Origin of the sequence: Paraburkholderia sp. Tr-20389 (genome assembly GCF_017104565.1) — a bacterium.
Lineage (GTDB): Bacteria > Pseudomonadota > Gammaproteobacteria > Burkholderiales > Burkholderiaceae > Paraburkholderia.
On the sequence record NZ_JAAGPD010000007.1, the window covers coordinates 169198 to 186114 of the forward strand.

A 16917-nucleotide genomic window follows, 5' to 3' on the forward strand; every position below is an offset into this window, starting at 1 on the left:
TTTATCTCGCTCGTCGCCTGTGAAAGCCATCACCTCGCGGGACAATCCGCTCTACAAGCGTCTGAAGGCTCTGGCCGGATCGACGCATCAACAGCGCAAGAGCGGCCATGCGCTGCTCGAAGGGTTTCACCTCGCGAGCGCTTACCTGGATGTCGCCGGGCAGCCGGAAACGTGCGTCGTCACGGAAGGCGCGCTGCGTCACGACGAGGCGCAGGCGATCGTCGCACGTATCGACGAACGGCGCATCGTCACGCTGCCGGATGCGCTGTTCGGGCAGCTGTCGAACGTGGTCAACGGCGTCGGTATGCTGCTGCTGGTCGAGAAGCTCGATCTGCCGTTGCCCGAGCGCGTGACGCACGGCTGCGTCGTGCTCGACGGTGTGCAGGATGCGGGCAATGTGGGTTCGATCCTGCGCAGCGCGGCGGCGGCGGGCATCGGCCATGTGTTCTGCGCACCGGGCACCGCGTACGCGTGGTCGTCGAAGGTGCTGCGTTCGGCGATGGGCGCGCATTTCCTGCTGCAGATTCACGAGGACATCGAGCCGCACACGCTGATCGAACGGCTCGACGTGCCCGTCGCGATCACGGATTCGCACGGCGCCGAGGCGATCTACGACACTAATCTGTCGGGGCCTGTCGCGTGGGTGTTCGGCAATGAAGGGGCGGGCGTATCGCAGGCGTGGCGCGACGCCGTCACGTATCGCGTGACGATTCCACAGCCGGGCGGGATGGAGTCGCTGAATGTGGCGGCGGCCGCCGCCGTGTGTCTGTTCGAGCAGTGCCGGCAGCAGCGCGGTAATCACGGTAGCGGCCCGCGCTAAGCGAGCCACCACGCCTCACAGTCAATACGACGACCGGTCCAGCCTGATTTCCTGCAGGATGGTCGTCGCGATTTCCTCGATCGACTTGTGTGTCGACGAGAGCCACTTGATCCCTTCACGCCGCATCATCGTCTCGGCTTCGTTGATCTCGTAGCGGCAGTTTTCCAGCGCCGCGTACTTGCTGCCGGGGCGCCGTTCATTGCGGATCTCCGACAGGCGCTGCGGATCGATCGACAGCCCGAACATCTTCGCGCGATGCGCATACAGCGGCGTCGGCAGCTTGCCGCGCTCGAAGTCTTCCGGAATCAGCGGGTAGTTTGCTGCCTTCACGCCGTACTGCATCGCCAGATACAGGCTCGTCGGCGTCTTGCCGCTGCGCGACACGCCGACGAGAATCACGTCGGCTTCTTCCAGATTGCGATTCGACTGGCCGTCGTCGTGGGCGAGCGAGAAGTTGATTGCCTCGATCCGGTTCTTGTATTCCTCAGTGTCCGCGTTCTGGTGGCCGCGGCCCATCGCGTGGCTCGACTTCAGCTCCAGCTCCTGTTCGAGCGGCTCGACGAAGGTCTGGAACATGTCCAGCACGAGCGCGTTCGAGTCCTTCACGATCTGGTTCGACGCGCTGTTCACGAGCGTCGTGAAGACGATCGGGCGGCGGCCCTCGTGATGGGCGGCTTCGTTGATTTTTTCGAGCGTGGCGTAGGCTTTTTCCGTCGAATCGACGAACGGCACGCGGACCAGGCGGAATTTCTGGTCGAACTGGGAGAGGATCGAGTGCGCGAAGGTTTCGGCAGTAATCCCGGTACCGTCGGAGACGATGAATACGGTGGGCGGCATCAGTGGGCAGGGAACATGAGCGTCAAAATCCGCTCGAATCAGACAGTGCGGCAAGCCGCGCGCGCCGTCACGGCGCATTTCTCGCCCGACAGTCACATTTCGAGAGTCGGCACGGTAGAATAGCGGCAACCTGTTCGATAAGCAATTGCAGCCAAATCGCGTGTAACTATCCGTTATCGCTCTTTGATTGCGTCGCGATTTGTTCGTATCTTGCACGGCAACGCTGCAAATTCGTTCAATCTCCTGCTTCCTCGGGCTTCGTGTCGAACATGAAGCCTGCCGCGATTGCTTCTCCAACAGGTTGCGTAAGGCACGGGTCACGCTTCCAATGAGCGCCCCGTGTTCGAGCCCACTTGCGCAATCGAGCATTTTTTTCACACTTAGGGGCTTGTATGACTAACGCAGTTAACGTTGCTAAGGATCAGGCGTATGTAGTTCCATTCGAGCAGTTGCGGATGACCGACGTGGAAATCGTCGGCGGCAAGAATGCTTCGCTCGGCGAGATGATCAGTCAGCTCGCTGAAGCCGGCGTGCGCGTGCCCACGGGTTTCGCCACGACGGCGCTCGCATTCCGCGACTTCCTGCATCACAACAACCTGACCGAACGCATCGCCCAACGTCTCGAGACGCTCGACGTCGACGACGTGAAGGCACTCGCCGCTGCGGGCAAGGAAATCCGTCAATGGATCGTCGACGCCCCGATGCAGTCGCGTCTCGAACAGGAAATCCGCGCTGCGTTCGAAGTCCTCTCCAACAGCTCGCCTGAAGAGCTGTCGTTCGCCGTCCGTTCGTCGGCCACGGCGGAAGACCTGCCCGACGCATCGTTCGCCGGTCAGCAGGAAAGCTATCTGAACGTCGTCGGCATCGAGGACGTGCTCGATCGCATGAAGCACGTCTTCGCGTCGCTCTACAACGACCGCGCCATCTCCTATCGCGTCCACAAGGGCTTCACGCATGCTGAAGTCGCGTTGTCGGCGGGCGTGCAACGCATGGTGCGCTCGGACGTCGGCGCAGCGGGCGTGATGTTCACGCTCGATACCGAATCGGGCTTCAAGGACGCCGTCTTCATTACGTCGAGCTATGGCCTCGGTGAAACCGTCGTGCAAGGCGCGGTGAATCCGGACGAGTTCTATGTCTTCAAGACCACGCTCGCGCAGAACAAATACCCGATCATCCGCCGCTCGATCGGCTCGAAGCTGATCAAGATGGAATTCACGAAGGCAGGCGAGGAAGGCCGCGTGAAGACCGTCGATGTCGCGCACGAGCAGCGCAACCGTTACTCGATCACCGACGAAGACGTGATCGAACTGGCGAAGTACGCGGTCATCATCGAGAAGCACTACCAGCGTCCGATGGACATCGAGTGGGGCAAGGACGGCCGCGACGGCAAGATCTTCATCCTGCAGGCGCGCCCGGAAACGGTGAAGAGCCAGGGCGGCAACAAGGCCGAGCAGCGCTTCAAGCTGAAGGGGCAGTCGCAGGTGCTGGCGACGGGCCGTGCAATCGGCCAGAAGATCGGCGCAGGCCCCGTGCGCGTGATTCACGATCCGTCGGAAATGGAGCGTGTGCAGCCGGGCGACGTGCTGGTCGCGGACATGACCGACCCGAACTGGGAACCGGTGATGAAGCGCGCGTCGGCCATCGTCACGAATCGTGGCGGCCGGACCTGCCATGCGGCGATCATCGCGCGTGAACTGGGCGTGCCCGCCGTGGTCGGCTGCGGCGACGCGACGGACGTGCTGAAGGACGGCGCACTCGTCACGGTGTCGTGCTCGGAAGGCGACGAAGGCAAGATCTACGACGGTTTGCTCGAAACGGAAGTGACGGAAGTCCAGCGCGGCGAACTGCCCGAGATCGCGACGAAGATCATGATGAACGTCGGCAATCCGCAGCTCGCGTTCGACTTCGCGCAACTGCCGAACAAGGGCGTGGGTCTCGCGCGTCTCGAGTTCATCATCAACAACAACATCGGCGTTCACCCGAAGGCGATTCTCGAGTACCCGAACATCGATCAGGACCTGAAGAAGGCTGTCGAAAGCGTCGCGCGCGGTCATGCATCGCCGCGTGCGTTCTACGTCGACAAGCTGACGGAAGGTATCGCCACGATCGGTGCGGCGTTCTATCCGAAGCCCGTGATCGTGCGTCTGTCGGACTTCAAGTCGAACGAGTACAAGAAGCTGATCGGCGGTTCGCGCTACGAGCCGGACGAGGAAAACCCGATGCTGGGCTTCCGCGGCGCGTCGCGTTACATCGCTGAAGACTTCGCGCAGGCGTTCGAGATGGAGTGCCTGGCGCTCAAGCGCGTGCGCGAAGAGATGGGCCTGACGAACGTCGAGATCATGGTGCCGTTCGTGCGCACGCTGAAGCAGGCGGAGCGTGTGGTCGGCCTGCTCGCGAAGTACGGTCTGAAGCGTGGCGAGAACGGCCTGCGCCTGATCATGATGTGCGAAGTGCCGTCGAACGCGATCCTCGCCGAAGAGTTCCTGCAGTACTTCGACGGCTTCTCGATCGGCTCGAACGACTTGACGCAGCTCACGCTGGGCCTCGATCGCGACTCGGGCATGGAACTGCTCGCCGTCGACTTCGACGAGCGCGACCCGGCCGTCAAGTTCATGCTCAAGCGTGCGATCGAAACGTGCCTGCGCCTGAACAAGTACGTCGGTATCTGCGGCCAGGGCCCGTCGGACCATCCGGACTTCGCCGAGTGGCTGGTTCAGGAAGGCATCGCGTCGATTTCGCTGAACCCTGACACGATCATCGATACGTGGCAGGCGCTCGCCAAGCTGACGGCCAGGTAAGCATTGCGCATCGATTTGTAGAGGTGCGTAAAACGTGCCTCTGCGAACGATAAAACGCAGACGCTTCATGCTATAAACACCCCGGTAGCTCCGGGGTGTTTTGCTTTGTGGAGGCGCAGATGTTGCACAGCGGCTTGTTCTGGTGGATCGGCGCGGGCGTGCTGATCGTGCTCGAACTGATGCACGGCACGTTCTATCTGCTGATGGTGGCGCTCGGATTCATCGCGGCGGCGATTGCACATCTCGCCGGCCTCGATCTCTCGCTGCAACTCGGTATTGCGGCTGCCGTCGCGCTCGTGGCGGTGCTTCTGCTTCGCAACTCCCGCTTCGGGCGCAAGACCCGAAACCGCGCCGAGGCTGCGCACAATCCCGACGTGTACCTCGATATCGGTTCGACGCTGACGGTCTCCGGGTGGCACGACGGGCACGCGCGTACGAACTATCGCGGCGCGTCATGGGAGGTCGAACTCGCGCCGGGCGAGCGGGAGGACGCGAATCTCTACGAAATCACCGCGTTGCGGGGCAATTGCCTGGTCGTCGTCGCCAGCCGGCACGCGGCGGCGAGGGCCTGAGTCGTTGCAGTTGCCTGAACGGATTCATGCGTCGGCAGGACGCGACCTGAGCGCATCCGCATGCGCACAACAACTCGAAAACAGATTGGGGGTGCAGGAATGATGGAACCGTCGAGCATCGTTGGGCTGGTTTTGCTGATCGTCGTTATCGTGGTGGCCGCGCAGACGATCAAGATCGTGCCGCAGCAACATGCATGGGTGATGGAGCGGCTCGGGCGTTATCACGCGACGCTCACGCCGGGGTTGAACTTCGTGCTGCCGTTCATCGACCGGATCGCTTACAAGCACGTGCTCAAGGAGATTCCGCTCGACGTGCCGAGCCAGGTTTGCATTACGCGCGACAACACGCAGTTGCAGGTGGACGGCGTGCTGTACTTTCAGGTGACCGATCCGATGAAGGCGTCGTACGGGTCGAGCAATTTCGTGTTTGCGATCACGCAGTTGTCGCAGACGACGCTGCGCTCGGTGATCGGCAAGCTGGAACTCGACAAGACCTTCGAGGAGCGCGACTTCATCAATCATTCGATCGTCTCGGCGCTCGACGAAGCGGCGTCGAACTGGGGCGTCAAGGTGTTGCGCTACGAGATCAAGGATCTGACGCCGCCGAAGGAGATTCTGCATGCGATGCAGGCGCAGATTACGGCCGAGCGTGAGAAGCGCGCACTGATCGCGGCGTCGGAAGGACGTAAGCAGGAGCAGATCAATATCGCGTCGGGCGGACGCGAGGCGGCGATCCAGAAGTCGGAAGGCGAGCGCCAGGCCGCGATCAACCAGGCGCAGGGCCAGGCGGCTGCGATTCTTGCTGTTGCGGAGGCTAATTCTCAGGCCATTCAGAAGATCGCTGCGGCGATCCAGTCGACGGGTGGGATGGAGGCCGTGAATCTTAAGGTTGCCGAACAGTATGTAGGCGCGTTTGCGAATCTGGCGAAGACGGGGAATACCTTGATCGTGCCGGGGAACATGGCCGATATGAGTTCGATGATCTCTGCCGCGCTGGCTATTGTTAAGTCTGGTGGCAAGACTGTGAGCTGAAGTTTTTTGGTCTGCGACGCAGTCGCCGGTTTGGTTTTTTTGCTGGCGAGCGCCTTTTTCTCGCCGGCATCCGCGTTTTGTTTCTGGTTTGCTAGCGTTGCCCCTGTGCGGGGCGGCACTTACTTTCTTTGCCGCCGCAAAGAAAGTAAGGGAATCTCTGCAAAAGTCCTGGCGTTAGCGCGCGCGTGGAGTATCCTGGGGTCAGTCGAATTCAAGGAGTGGCGCGATGACACAGCTCGGTCTTGGTCTGGATCTGTCAACGAAGCGCACGCGCAAGCGCGAGTTTCTCGATGAGATGAACCGCGTGGTGCCGTGGCAGAAACTGATTGCACTCATCGAGCCACACTACCCCAAAGGCAAGACCGGGCGCCCGCCGTTTCCAGTCGCGACGATGTTGCGCATTCACTTCATGCAACAGTGGTTCAGCCTCTCGGACCCGGCGATGGAGGAGGCGCTGCACGATATCCCGCTGTATCGCGAGTTCGCGCTGCTGGGCACGGGCATGACGCGGCTGCCCGACGAGAGCACGATCCTGCGCTTCCGGCACCTGCTCGAGGCCCATGAGTTGTCCGCCAGCATGCTGGCGACGGTCAACAGGCTCCTGCAGGACAAGGGCTTGACGCTCAAGGTGGGCTCGGCGGTCGACGCGACGCTGATTTCGGCGCCCAGTTCGACGAAGAAGGCTGGCACGCGAGACCCGGAGATGCGCCAGACGCAAAAAGGCGGCAACTGGTACTTCGGCATGAAGGCACACATTGGAGTCGATGTGGAGTCGGGGCTGGTGCACACCGTGAAATGCACGCCAGCGAACGTCCATGACATCACGGTGGCGCATGCGCTGTTGCACGGCAAAGAAGAGATTGCGTTTGCCGATGCGGGCTATGTCGGCATTGAGAAGCGGGAGGAAGCGGGCGCGGTCCAGTGGCATGTCGCGATGAGGCCCAGCAAGCGCAGAAAGCTGGATAAAAGCAAGCGGCTCGACCGGATCTACGACAAGATCGAGCGACTCAAGGCGGGCGTGAGAGCGAAGGTAGAGCACCCGTTCCGGGTGCTCAAATGTCAGTTTGGATATGTGAAGGCGAGGTATCGGGGACTGGCGAAGAACACGGCTCAGATCGAAACGCAGTTCGCGCTGGTCAATCTCTGGCTGGCGCGCAAGGCGCTGTGCAAAGCGAAATGAAGGACGAAAATGCAACGTATGAATGCAGCGCCGGTGGCCAGGACGTCACCGGTCGCGGCTCAATACGGTGCGAGTGACGCCGCGCCCTTCACTCTGAGCGCCCAACTTCGGTATCCAAAGCAGAAAACGGGTTGTTCAGACCTTCCTAAGCAAAGAAAGCGGGCTCACACCGCCAGCCCGTGTTATTGCCTGCGGGCCCCCAACAGTTCTTACGCCTCATGCGGCAACGAGCTAATCCTCGCTCGTTGCCAGCGCCCCTGGATTCGCCTAACCCACTTCACGCCCCCGCGTCACAAACTGCGGTACCAGACGTCGACTGCCGCCCAGGTGGCAAACTGTGTGTAGGCCGTCGCGATGGAAGTGCACCACTCCGGACTGAAAAGCGGGATCGGTGTCGTAGGAGCGCGAATGTGTCCGGCGCGACAACCTACACACAGTTTGCCACCTGGGCGGCGCGGACGGGTCGCTGCCGCTGGCTGCGCTACGGGTGATTGGAGTGGGTGATGCGCCTGTTCGAAGCGCTGGCAACGGGCGCAAAACAAAGTGTTGCCGAGTGGAGTGCGGGACCCGTTGGGGGCCCGCAGGCAAGTACAAAAGCTAGCGGTGTGAGCGGCTTTCTTTTGCCTACTTTTCTTTGCCGCTGCAAAGAAAAGTAGGTGCCGCCCCGCACAGGGGCAACGCATGAAGCACGAGGGCATAACGCGGATGCCAGCGAAAGCGCAGAGCGGAAACCGAAAGGCAAAGCCCGCGCCGAGAAGCCAGGAATGTCGACTGCGTCGCAGACAGAAAGACAAGAACCTTTACGTCGGCGTCCGCATCAAGCGGGCTTTCTCCCGCTCCCAATCCCGCTTCTTCTCGGTCTCACGCTTGTCGTGCAGCTTCTTCCCCTTGGCAAGCCCGATCTCACACTTCACGCGCCCATTCTTGTAGTGGAAATTCAACGGCACGAGCGTATACCCACGCTGCTCGACCTTGCCAATCAGCTTGCTGATTTCTTCCGCGTGCAAAAGCAGCTTGCGCGTGCGCACCGGATCCAGATTGGCGAATTTCGATGCCTCCGGCAGAGGACTGATATGCGTGCCGATCAGAAACAGCTCCGCGTTCTTGATCACGACGTAGCCTTCCTTGATCTGCCCGCGCCCGGCGCGCAGCGCCTTGACTTCCCAGCCCTCCAGCACGAGCCCCGCCTCGTAACGTTCCTCGACCGAGTAGTCGAAGAACGCTTTTCTGTTGTCGATGATGCTCATGAATGGAAACCGGCCAACTCGTTTAAAATCACGATTTTAGCAAAGCGGGCCGCCGAAAACCCGCCGCGGTGTCATTCAGTTGTCACCCGTTCGCTATTTCCCAATCACCGTTGCCACGCGCTGTTCAATCTATGGCAGATGTCCAGAAAACCGTGTTGATACGCCATTCGGCGGAACAGATGTTCGACCTCGTCACCGATGTCGCCGATTACCCCAATTTTCTTCCGTGGTGCGGGGGCGTGGAAATCCGCCGCCAGGAGGAAAACCTGATGGAGGCGAAGATCGACATCAACTTCAAAGGCATCAAGCAGCACTTCGCGACGCACAACACGCAGGAACGGCCCACCCGCATCGACATGAACTTCGCCGACGGCCCGTTCAAGAAGTTCACCGGCTACTGGCGCTTCACGCCGCTGCGCGCGGACGCGTGCAAGATCGAGTTCGCGCTGCACTACGAGTTTTCGAACATCCTGCTGGAGAAGATCATCGGGCCCGTGTTCAGCCATATCGCCAACACCTTCGTCGAATCGTTCGTGAAGCGCGCCGACCAGCGCTACGGCAAGCCATGAGCGCCAATCTGACCATCGAGGTCTGCTATGCGCTGCCGCAGGAACAGACGCTGATCGAACTGCAACTGCCGCAAGGCGCGACGCTGCGTCAGGCGATCGACGCGAGCGGCGTGCTCGCGCGGCATCCCGAGATTGATCTGACGAAGCAGAAGACAGGCGTGTTCGGCAAGCTCAAGCCGCTGGATGCCGTGCTGGCCAACCTTGATCGTGTCGAGATCTACCGGCCGCTGATCGTCGATCCGAAGCTCGCGCGGCAGCGGCGCGTCGAGAAATCGCGTCAGGAAGGATCCGTCGAAGGGCGCAAGTGGCTGCCCAAGGATTCGCGCTGACGTCTCGCCGACGCGCAGTGCCAAATGACAAACGGCGCACCGTATCACGCGGTGCGCCGTTTCTTTTGGGCGCTTGAACTACGCTGCCACGGCGCAGCATAGGCTCAGTGCACGGCCGCTTGCGCCTTTTCTTCGAGCGTCGAGCGGTCGGAATCGTCGTCGGCATGCTGGCGCACCGACCAGCTGACGCCCGCCACCAGCAGCACGATGGCCGCCAGTTCGAGCGGACGGGGCAGACGGTGGTCGTAGATGAACGCGTAGAGCAGCGCGAACAGCGTCTCGAAGACGATCAACTGGCCCGATAACGTGAGCGGCAGACGCTTGGACGCCGCGTTCCACAAGCCGTTGCCGAGCCACGACGCGCCGATCGCGAGCCCCAGGTTCAGCATCCAGAACAGATGCCAGCGGATGTCGACATGCGACGTATCGACGGCCGACGACGGCAGCACTGCGACCACGAGCCACAATAGCGCCCCGAGCAGTCCCGTCACGACGCCCCACAGCACCGACCACTCATTGCCGCTGAAATGCGTATGACGCTGCAGATAGCGGGCATTTTCGACGGCGAACCATGTCCAGCAGGCGAGTGCGCCGACCGCGCAGGCAATCCCCATCAGCTTCGTTGCGATCGTGCCGGACGTTTCGCCCGCCGTGCCGAATACGTCGACGTTGATGCAAGCGATGCCCGCCACCACGAGCGCGAGCGGCCACGCGAGACGCGCGAGCGGCACGGCGCCGTGATCGCGCCGCCCGAGCAGTGTCACCGTCACGGGCAGCACGCCGACGATCAGCGAGGACGGCGCGATGCCGACCAGATGCACGGCGCCCGTCAGCAGGAGGTAGTAGAGCAGGTTGCCCGCGAGCGCGAGCTTGACGAGCGCATGCAGGTCTTCGCGAGTGAGCCGGCGCAGCAGCGAGCGCGCCGACGGCAGCGCGGCGACCAGCGACACGACGCCGTACATCGCGTAGCGGCCGGCGCTCAGCAGCACTGGCGAAAAATCGGGCAACAGGCGCGGCACCAGAAACACCATGCCCCATAACGCTCCCGCCAACATCCCGTACACCACACCGCGCTGCATTGCCTTGCCCCGATCGAAAACTGAAAGTGCGCGAAGCATAGCCGGTCGGATGGGTGGGCGTCTTGTTCGATTCTGCACTTTGGCTCGCGTCGTCTATGCTGGGAAGCGTTCCCTGGACGCGCGCACGTTCGAATGGATAAACGAAACCCGTTCGAACCCGAGCCGAACGCAGAAGCGAAATCGGACGATCGTTCGACGCGAAAAAACATTGAAGAATTTCGCTAACTGACTGTTCGCGCAGTGAAAACCGGGGAGGTATCGCGTATAATTCGCTTTTGCGCCTATAGGATTTGCCATGCGTCTGATCCAAAAAGCACTCACGTTCGATGACGTGCTCCTCGTCCCGGCTTTCTCCGACGTTCTGCCGCGCGACACCAGCCTCAAAACCCGGCTGACCCGCAACATTTCCCTGAATATGCCGCTCGTGTCCGCCGCCATGGACACCGTCACGGAAGCTCGCCTTGCCATCGCGATGGCGCAGATGGGTGGCGTCGGCATCATCCACAAGAATCTCACGCCGGCCGAGCAGGCTCGCGAAGTCGCGAAGGTCAAGCGTTTCGAATCGGGCGTCGTGCGCGATCCGATCACCGTTCCGCCGCAAATGAAGGTGAGCGACGTGATCGCGCTGTCGCGCCAGCATGGCATTTCGGGCTTCCCTGTCGTCGAAGGCGTCCAGTTGATCGGCATCGTCACGAATCGCGACCTGCGCTTCGAAACGCGTCTGGACGAGCCCGTGCGCACGATCATGACGCCGCGCGAGCGCCTCGTCACCGTCAAGGAAGGCACGCCGCTCGCCGAAGCGAAGGCGCTGATGCACAGCCACCGCCTCGAACGCGTGCTGGTCGTCAACGACGCATTCGAACTGCGCGGCCTGATGACGGTGAAGGACATCACGAAGCAGACGGAACACCCGGACGCCTGTAAGGACGAGCATGGCAAGCTGCGCGCAGGCGCCGCTGTCGGCGTCGGCCCGGACAACGAAGAGCGCGTGTCGCTGCTGGTGCAGGCGGGCGTCGACGTGATCGTCGTCGATACGGCGCACGGCCACAGCAAGGGCGTGCTGGAGCGCGTCCAGTGGGTCAAGAAGAACTTCCCGCACGTCGAGGTGATCGGCGGCAACATCGCCACGGCCGACGCGGCCAAGGCGCTCGTCGAATACGGCGCGGACGGCGTGAAGGTCGGTATCGGCCCCGGTTCGATCTGCACGACGCGTATTGTCGCGGGCGTGGGCGTGCCGCAAATCTCGGCAATCGCGAATGTGTCGGCGGCGCTCAAGGGCACGGGCATCCCCGTGATCGCGGACGGCGGCGTGCGCTTCTCGGGCGACGTCAGCAAGGCGCTGGCGGCCGGCGCCAATGCGGTGATGATGGGCAGCATGTTCGCCGGCACGGAAGAAGCGCCGGGCGACGTGTTCCTGTATCAGGGTCGCCAGTACAAGTCGTACCGCGGCATGGGTTCCGTCGGCGCGATGAAGGACGGCGCGGCTGATCGCTACTTCCAGGACAACTCCGCGAACATCGACAAACTGGTGCCGGAAGGCATCGAAGGCCGCGTCGCGTACAAGGGTTCGGTCGGCGCGATCCTGTTCCAGCTGATCGGCGGCGTGCGCGCGTCGATGGGCTACTGCGGCTGCCGCACGATCGACGAAATGCACGAGAAGGCCTCGTTCGTCGAAATCACGGCGGCGGGCATGCGCGAATCGCACGTGCACGACGTGCAGATCACGAAGGAAGCCCCCAACTACCACGTGGACTAATTGCCGATGAAGCCGCTGCTGCGTGCCGTACTGATCATCGATGCCTTGTTGTTGCTGGCGTTCGGGCTGCTGTTCCTGCTCACGCCGTGGAAATCGTTGTACGACGCGCTGCAGCTGGTGCAGACGGACCCTGTGCTGGTCGGGCAGGGGGCGGGCATTGCGCTGATCGGTCTCGCCTGGCTGGCGCTGCATGCGTCGATCGACGGTGCGATGACGGCGACCACGGCCAAGGTCGTCGGGCACGTGAACTGGCTGACAGGCGTGCTGATGCTGGTCTGGCTGGTCGGGCTGCATACGCCGCAGCTGACGGGTTTCGGTCAGCTGGTGGCGGTGCTGACGGGCGTCGTGCTGCTCGTGATCGGTCTGGGCGGTGTGAAGCTTTCGAGCGCCGTGAAGCGGCGCGAGCGGCTAGCGGGTACGGCTGCTGCCGAACGTGCCGATCGCGTCGCGTCGCGCGAGGCCGAGAACGAAGCGCGCAAGGCCGAGCGGGAGCGTAATGTCGCGCGTCCGGGTGTCGTCTATCCGGCAACGGGAGCGCACGTCGAGCCGACGCTGGGCGTCACGCCGACGGCGAGCGGTTCGCGACCGGTGAGCCCTGCGACGGGCCATCCCGTCGAGCCGGGCCTGACGGCTGCAGCGCCGCGCGCCATGATGCCGGAGGCAGCAGCCGCCGCACGCGAAGACGCGCTGGCGCATGAACGCCGGGCCGGCGCCCACGAAGACGCCGCCGCGCGCGAACGTGCCGCGGCCGAGCGTAGCGAAGCCGACGCCCGCGCCGCCGAAGCGAAGTCCGGCACGCCACGGCCGCCGTTTCATGGCTGACGCGAGCAAGCGCACGCCCACTGCCGACACAACCAGAATCCGTCTGCGCGCAGGTCTTGATCGAGCGCGGCAACGCTGCGACGCGCTGTTTAGCGTGTTGACGCCGCACCAGCCGGTTCGTTTTGAATACAACGCCGTCCTGTCGCGTTGCGACAAGCGCGGCTTCCCCTATCCGTTCCTTTTAGATTCCGTCCGCTGCCATGCATGACAAGATCCTGATTCTCGACTTCGGTTCGCAAGTCACCCAACTGATCGCACGCCGCATCCGTGAAGCGCACGTGCTGTCGGAAATCCATCCGCACGACGTCAGCGACGAATTCATCCGCGAATTCAAACCGACGGGCATCATCCTGTCGGGCGGCCCGAACTCGGTGACCGAGACCGACACGCCGCGCGCGCCGCAAGCCGTGTTCGAAGCGGGCGTGCCCGTGCTCGGCATTTGCTACGGCATGCAGACGATGGCCGAGCAGCTCGGCGGCAAGGTCGACAGCGGCCATCTGCGCGAATTCGGCTACGCGGAAGTGCGCGCGCGCAATCACACGAGCTTCCTCGACGGCATTCAGGACTTCGCGACGCCCGAAGGCCACGGCATGCTGAAGGTCTGGATGAGCCACGGCGACAAGGTGCTGGAAATGCCGCAAGGCTTCCAGCTGATGGCATCGACGGAATCGTGCCCGATCGCCGCGATGGCGGACGAGACGCGCCATTTCTACGGCGTCCAGTGGCACCCGGAAGTCACGCACACTGTGCAGGGTCGCGCGATGCTCGAACGTTTCGTGCTGAAGATCTGCGGCGCGAAGCCCGACTGGGAAATGGGCAACTACATCGACGAAGCCGTCGAGAACATCCGCAAGCAGGTCGGCAACGAGCATGTGATTCTCGGTCTGTCGGGCGGCGTGGATTCGTCGGTGGCGGCGGCGCTGCTGCATCGCGCGATCGGCGACCAGCTGACCTGCGTGTTCGTCGATCACGGTCTGCTGCGTCTGAATGAAGCCGAGCAGGTGATGTCGATGTTCGCGGACAACCTCGGCGTGAAGGTGATCCATGTCGACGCGAGCGAAGCGTTCATGTCGAAGCTCAAGGGCGTCACCGATCCGGAAGCGAAGCGCAAGATCATCGGCGCGGAATTCGTCGAAGTGTTCCAGACGGAAGCGGGCAAGCTCACGGATGCCAGGTGGCTCGCGCAAGGCACGATCTATCCGGACGTGATCGAGTCGGCGGGCAAGGGCAAGAAGGCTGCGCACACGATCAAGAGCCACCACAACGTCGGTGGTCTGCCGGAAACCCTGAACCTCAAGCTGCTCGAACCGCTGCGCGAGCTCTTCAAGGACGAAGTGCGCGAACTGGGCGTGAAGCTGGGCTTGCCGCCTTCGATGGTGTATCGCCATCCGTTCCCTGGCCCTGGCCTCGGCGTGCGGATTCTCGGCGAAGTGAAGCGCGAATACGCCGATCTGCTGCGCCGCGCGGACGCGATCTTCATCGAATCGCTGCGCACGTTCATCGACAAGGACACGGACAAGTCGTGGTACGACCTGACGAGCCAGGCGTTCGCGGTGTTCCTGCCTGTGAAGAGCGTCGGTGTGATGGGCGACGGACGCACGTATGAGTATGTCGTTGCGCTGCGCGCTGTGCAGACGCTGGATTTCATGACGGCGCATTGGGCGCATCTGCCGCATGATCTGCTCGGACATGTGTCGAACCGGATCATTAATGAGGTGCGCGGGATCAATCGTGTCGTGTACGACATTTCGGGGAAGCCGCCGGCTACAATCGAGTGGGAGTGAGGTCGGGTTGAAAAGAAGAGGGCGCTGCGGCGCCCTTTTTTTATCGCCGGCGCCTACGGCCTCTTCAGCACATACGTCGCCGCCATCGTCCCATAGTAAGGCTGCAAACCGAGACACCGCATCCCCAGCCGCTTCACTACCTTGATCGATCGTTCATTCGACGGATGCGTCGTCGCGTGGATCGACGCAAGACCAAGAACATCGAAAGCAAACGCGATCATCGCGTGCGCCGCTTCCGTCGCATAGCCGTGGCCCCAGTGATCCCGTTTCAGCCGCCAGCCGACTTCGACGGGATTGCGCGGTTCGTTCTCGATGTGCTGAACGCAGCCCGCGCCGATGATTTCGCCGTTGTCTTTCCTGATGATCGACCACCACGAAAAGCCGAACTGGTCCCAGCGTTGTCTCGCGCTATCGATAGTCGCCTGTACTTCCATCGCAGTCGCAATCGAACCGTCACCGAGGTACTGCATGACAACAGGATCGGAATTGAGCGCGAGAAGTCCGGCGAAATGGGTTTCGTCGAATGGTTCGAGGCGCAGCCGCGCAGTTTCGAGCGGGGTTCGCATGGCGTGTCGTCCGTGGCTGCCGTCCATGCTCGCGCATTCGCCGACGCAACGCTAGTCCGGCGCACGCTGTTGTTCCTTCACCGCATCCGCTAGTTCACGCGCCCGAACCAGCGCGTCCGCAATCGATGCCAGCACCCGCTGACGGTCCTCGTCATGTTGCTGCCGCAACGCATACGACGGGTGATACGTCGCGATCACCTGCATACCGTTCACATCGAGCGTTTCGCCGATGCAATCGCTCAAGCCGACCTTCTCGTGCAGCAACGCTCCCAACGCGGTCGCGCCCAGCGTGACGACGACGGCAGGCCTCACGCGTTCGAGTTCTCGTTCCAGCCAATAACCGCACGCGTCGATTTCCTGCTGCGCCGCCGTCTTGTGCAGACGCCGCTTGCCGCGCAGCATCCATTTGAAGTGCTTGACGGCGTTTGTCAGATATAGACTGTCACGCGCCAGACCCGCGCGCTCGATCGCCACATCGAGCAGCCGGCCTGCCGGGCCGACGAACGGCTTGCCCGCGAGGTCTTCGAGATCGCCGGGCTGCTCGCCGATCAGCATGATGCCCGCATCGCCGGGACCGATGCCGTCGACGGCCTGCGTCGCGTGCCGCCACAATTCGCAGCGCCGGCAAGCGTCGAGCGTCGACGGGTGTTGTCGCGCGGGCTGCGCGCTGTGCGCATCGACGGGCACGCTTTTACCGCCGAGCATGCCGACGCCGCTCGCCTGCGCGATCCGTCGCGCGCCGCTTTTCGCTTCGCTGATCATCGATGGAATCAGGCTGCCTTCGGGCAAGGCTTTCCAGAAGCGCACGGGCATGTGCTGTTCGAGCGCGCTCTCGTTCAGGCGCGCGGGATTGAACGTGCTGCGATAGTAGGCGAGCCAAAGCGCTTCGGCTTCGTCGGCGGTGTGGGCAGCATGATCGCCGGATCGTGCGGGGCCACGTTCGAGCCGCAGCGCGCTGCCGTTCCACCATGCCGCGCCGTCGGGTGTCGAGATGAGCCAGGTCGAACGGCCCATGCGTCGCGCGAAGTGCTCGGCCGACCACGCGAGCACATCGTGTTCCGGTTCGTACCACGCGACGTATTCGGGCAGATCGGGAGTGGGCGTATCGTCAGCGGCGTCGCGCAGCCGGAACCGCACGTACGCGATCATGTCGTGTTTCGCGCGCCGCACGGCCTTGGCCATCTTGTAGAGCCGGGCGCCGTCGGTATCGGCAGGCGACGCGACCGAGCGGTCGCCGCCATGCCATCGCCAGAGTACGCGATAGAGAAACGCCCAGCGGGCCGGCTCGCGATACAGCGCGGCGTCGTTCAGCAGTTCAGCAAGCTCGCGGGATAGGCGGACTTCAGCGGGCACAGTCGGTGCAAACGGTGTAACAGCTTCATCGTCGAACAGCGTGTGAGCGGCAGCATGAGCGTCGTCGCGAATGCGCCAGTCGATTTTCTCAGGTACGACGCGCTGCGCCAGCGCCTGTAGCGCCGCTTCCCGCCACGCGGCGAACGTGTCGTCGATCGCGATCACATGCATAC

The 16917-nt window shown here is 62.6% G+C and carries 16 protein-coding genes; 11 read left to right on the forward strand and 5 right to left on the reverse strand.

From position 1 onward, the window contains the following. Nucleotides 1-19 precede the first annotated feature (19 nt). Nucleotides 20-820 carry an RNA methyltransferase gene (locus G3N95_RS11035; protein ID WP_205970022.1) on the forward strand — a complete coding sequence of 267 codons (801 nt, stop codon included), beginning with the start codon at nucleotides 20-22 and terminating at the stop codon, nucleotides 818-820. 21 nt (nucleotides 821-841) lie between these two features. On the opposite strand, the gene G3N95_RS11040 is transcribed toward G3N95_RS11035, so the two are convergent. Then, a complete protein-coding gene (locus G3N95_RS11040) occupies nucleotides 842-1657 on the reverse strand; it encodes a pyruvate, water dikinase regulatory protein (protein WP_028368433.1) in 816 nt (271 codons plus the stop codon). A 392-nt stretch (nucleotides 1658-2049) separates the two neighbouring features. Between G3N95_RS11040 and ppsA the strand changes: the two genes are divergently transcribed. The 4 genes from ppsA (at nucleotide 2050) to G3N95_RS11060 (ending at nucleotide 7239) form a co-directional block, all read left to right on the forward strand. Further along, nucleotides 2050-4455, forward strand: a complete 2406-nt coding sequence (gene ppsA / locus G3N95_RS11045; protein ID WP_205970023.1) for a phosphoenolpyruvate synthase — start codon at nucleotides 2050-2052, stop codon at nucleotides 4453-4455. Between the two features lie 119 nt (nucleotides 4456-4574). Continuing rightward, the gene (locus G3N95_RS11050) at nucleotides 4575-5027 is read left to right on the forward strand and encodes an NfeD family protein (RefSeq protein ID WP_205970024.1); all 453 of its coding nucleotides are present in this window, start codon (nucleotides 4575-4577) and stop codon (nucleotides 5025-5027) included. A 102-nt stretch (nucleotides 5028-5129) separates the two neighbouring features. Further along, nucleotides 5130-6059, forward strand: a complete 930-nt coding sequence (locus G3N95_RS11055; protein ID WP_205970111.1) for a stomatin-like protein — start codon at nucleotides 5130-5132, stop codon at nucleotides 6057-6059. 226 nt (nucleotides 6060-6285) lie between these two features. Next, nucleotides 6286-7239, forward strand: coding sequence for an IS5 family transposase (locus G3N95_RS11060; protein WP_205970025.1), 954 nt, complete (start codon nucleotides 6286-6288; stop codon nucleotides 7237-7239). A gap of 800 nt (nucleotides 7240-8039) precedes the next feature. Here the strand turns inward: G3N95_RS11060 and smpB are convergent. Beyond that, the gene (gene smpB, locus G3N95_RS11065) at nucleotides 8040-8486 is read right to left on the reverse strand and encodes an SsrA-binding protein SmpB (RefSeq protein WP_201650230.1); all 447 of its coding nucleotides are present in this window, start codon (nucleotides 8484-8486) and stop codon (nucleotides 8040-8042) included. A 131-nt stretch (nucleotides 8487-8617) separates the two neighbouring features. Here smpB and G3N95_RS11070 point away from each other — a divergent pair, with 131 nt between their 5' ends. After that, the gene (locus G3N95_RS11070; protein ID WP_041763392.1) at nucleotides 8618-9055 is read left to right on the forward strand and encodes a type II toxin-antitoxin system RatA family toxin; all 438 of its coding nucleotides are present in this window, start codon (nucleotides 8618-8620) and stop codon (nucleotides 9053-9055) included. Next, nucleotides 9052-9384: an RnfH family protein gene (locus G3N95_RS11075; protein WP_205970026.1), complete on the forward strand. Its 333-nt coding sequence runs from the start codon at nucleotides 9052-9054 to the stop codon at nucleotides 9382-9384. Before G3N95_RS11070 ends, G3N95_RS11075 begins: the two co-directional genes overlap by 4 nt. Nucleotides 9385-9488: 104 nt before the next feature. On the opposite strand, the gene G3N95_RS11080 is transcribed toward G3N95_RS11075, so the two are convergent. Then, nucleotides 9489-10463: a DMT family transporter gene (locus G3N95_RS11080; RefSeq protein WP_205970027.1), complete on the reverse strand. Its 975-nt coding sequence runs from the start codon at nucleotides 10461-10463 to the stop codon at nucleotides 9489-9491. A gap of 295 nt (nucleotides 10464-10758) precedes the next feature. Between G3N95_RS11080 and guaB the strand changes: the two genes are divergently transcribed. From guaB to guaA, 4 genes are read left to right on the forward strand one after another with little or no spacing between them, the layout of a single operon-like run. Continuing rightward, nucleotides 10759-12219: an IMP dehydrogenase gene (gene guaB, locus G3N95_RS11085; protein WP_205970028.1), complete on the forward strand. Its 1461-nt coding sequence runs from the start codon at nucleotides 10759-10761 to the stop codon at nucleotides 12217-12219. A gap of 6 nt (nucleotides 12220-12225) precedes the next feature. Continuing rightward, the gene (locus G3N95_RS11090) at nucleotides 12226-13041 is read left to right on the forward strand and encodes a hypothetical protein (RefSeq protein WP_205970029.1); all 816 of its coding nucleotides are present in this window, start codon (nucleotides 12226-12228) and stop codon (nucleotides 13039-13041) included. After that, the gene (locus G3N95_RS11095) at nucleotides 13034-13249 is read left to right on the forward strand and encodes a hypothetical protein (RefSeq protein WP_205970030.1); all 216 of its coding nucleotides are present in this window, start codon (nucleotides 13034-13036) and stop codon (nucleotides 13247-13249) included. The genes G3N95_RS11090 and G3N95_RS11095 overlap by 8 nt, the downstream gene beginning before the upstream one ends. Continuing rightward, a complete protein-coding gene (guaA, locus tag G3N95_RS11100) occupies nucleotides 13242-14825 on the forward strand; it encodes a glutamine-hydrolyzing GMP synthase (RefSeq protein WP_205970031.1) in 1584 nt (527 codons plus the stop codon). Before G3N95_RS11095 ends, guaA begins: the two co-directional genes overlap by 8 nt. 53 nt (nucleotides 14826-14878) lie before the next feature. On the opposite strand, the gene G3N95_RS11105 is transcribed toward guaA, so the two are convergent. After that, the gene (locus tag G3N95_RS11105; protein ID WP_205970032.1) at nucleotides 14879-15391 is read right to left on the reverse strand and encodes a GNAT family N-acetyltransferase; all 513 of its coding nucleotides are present in this window, start codon (nucleotides 15389-15391) and stop codon (nucleotides 14879-14881) included. 51 nt (nucleotides 15392-15442) lie between these two features. Beyond that, on the reverse strand, nucleotides 15443-16915 hold the full coding sequence (locus tag G3N95_RS11110) for a UdgX family uracil-DNA binding protein (RefSeq protein ID WP_205970033.1): 1473 nt from the start codon (nucleotides 16913-16915) through the stop codon (nucleotides 15443-15445). Nucleotides 16916-16917 lie beyond the last annotated feature (2 nt).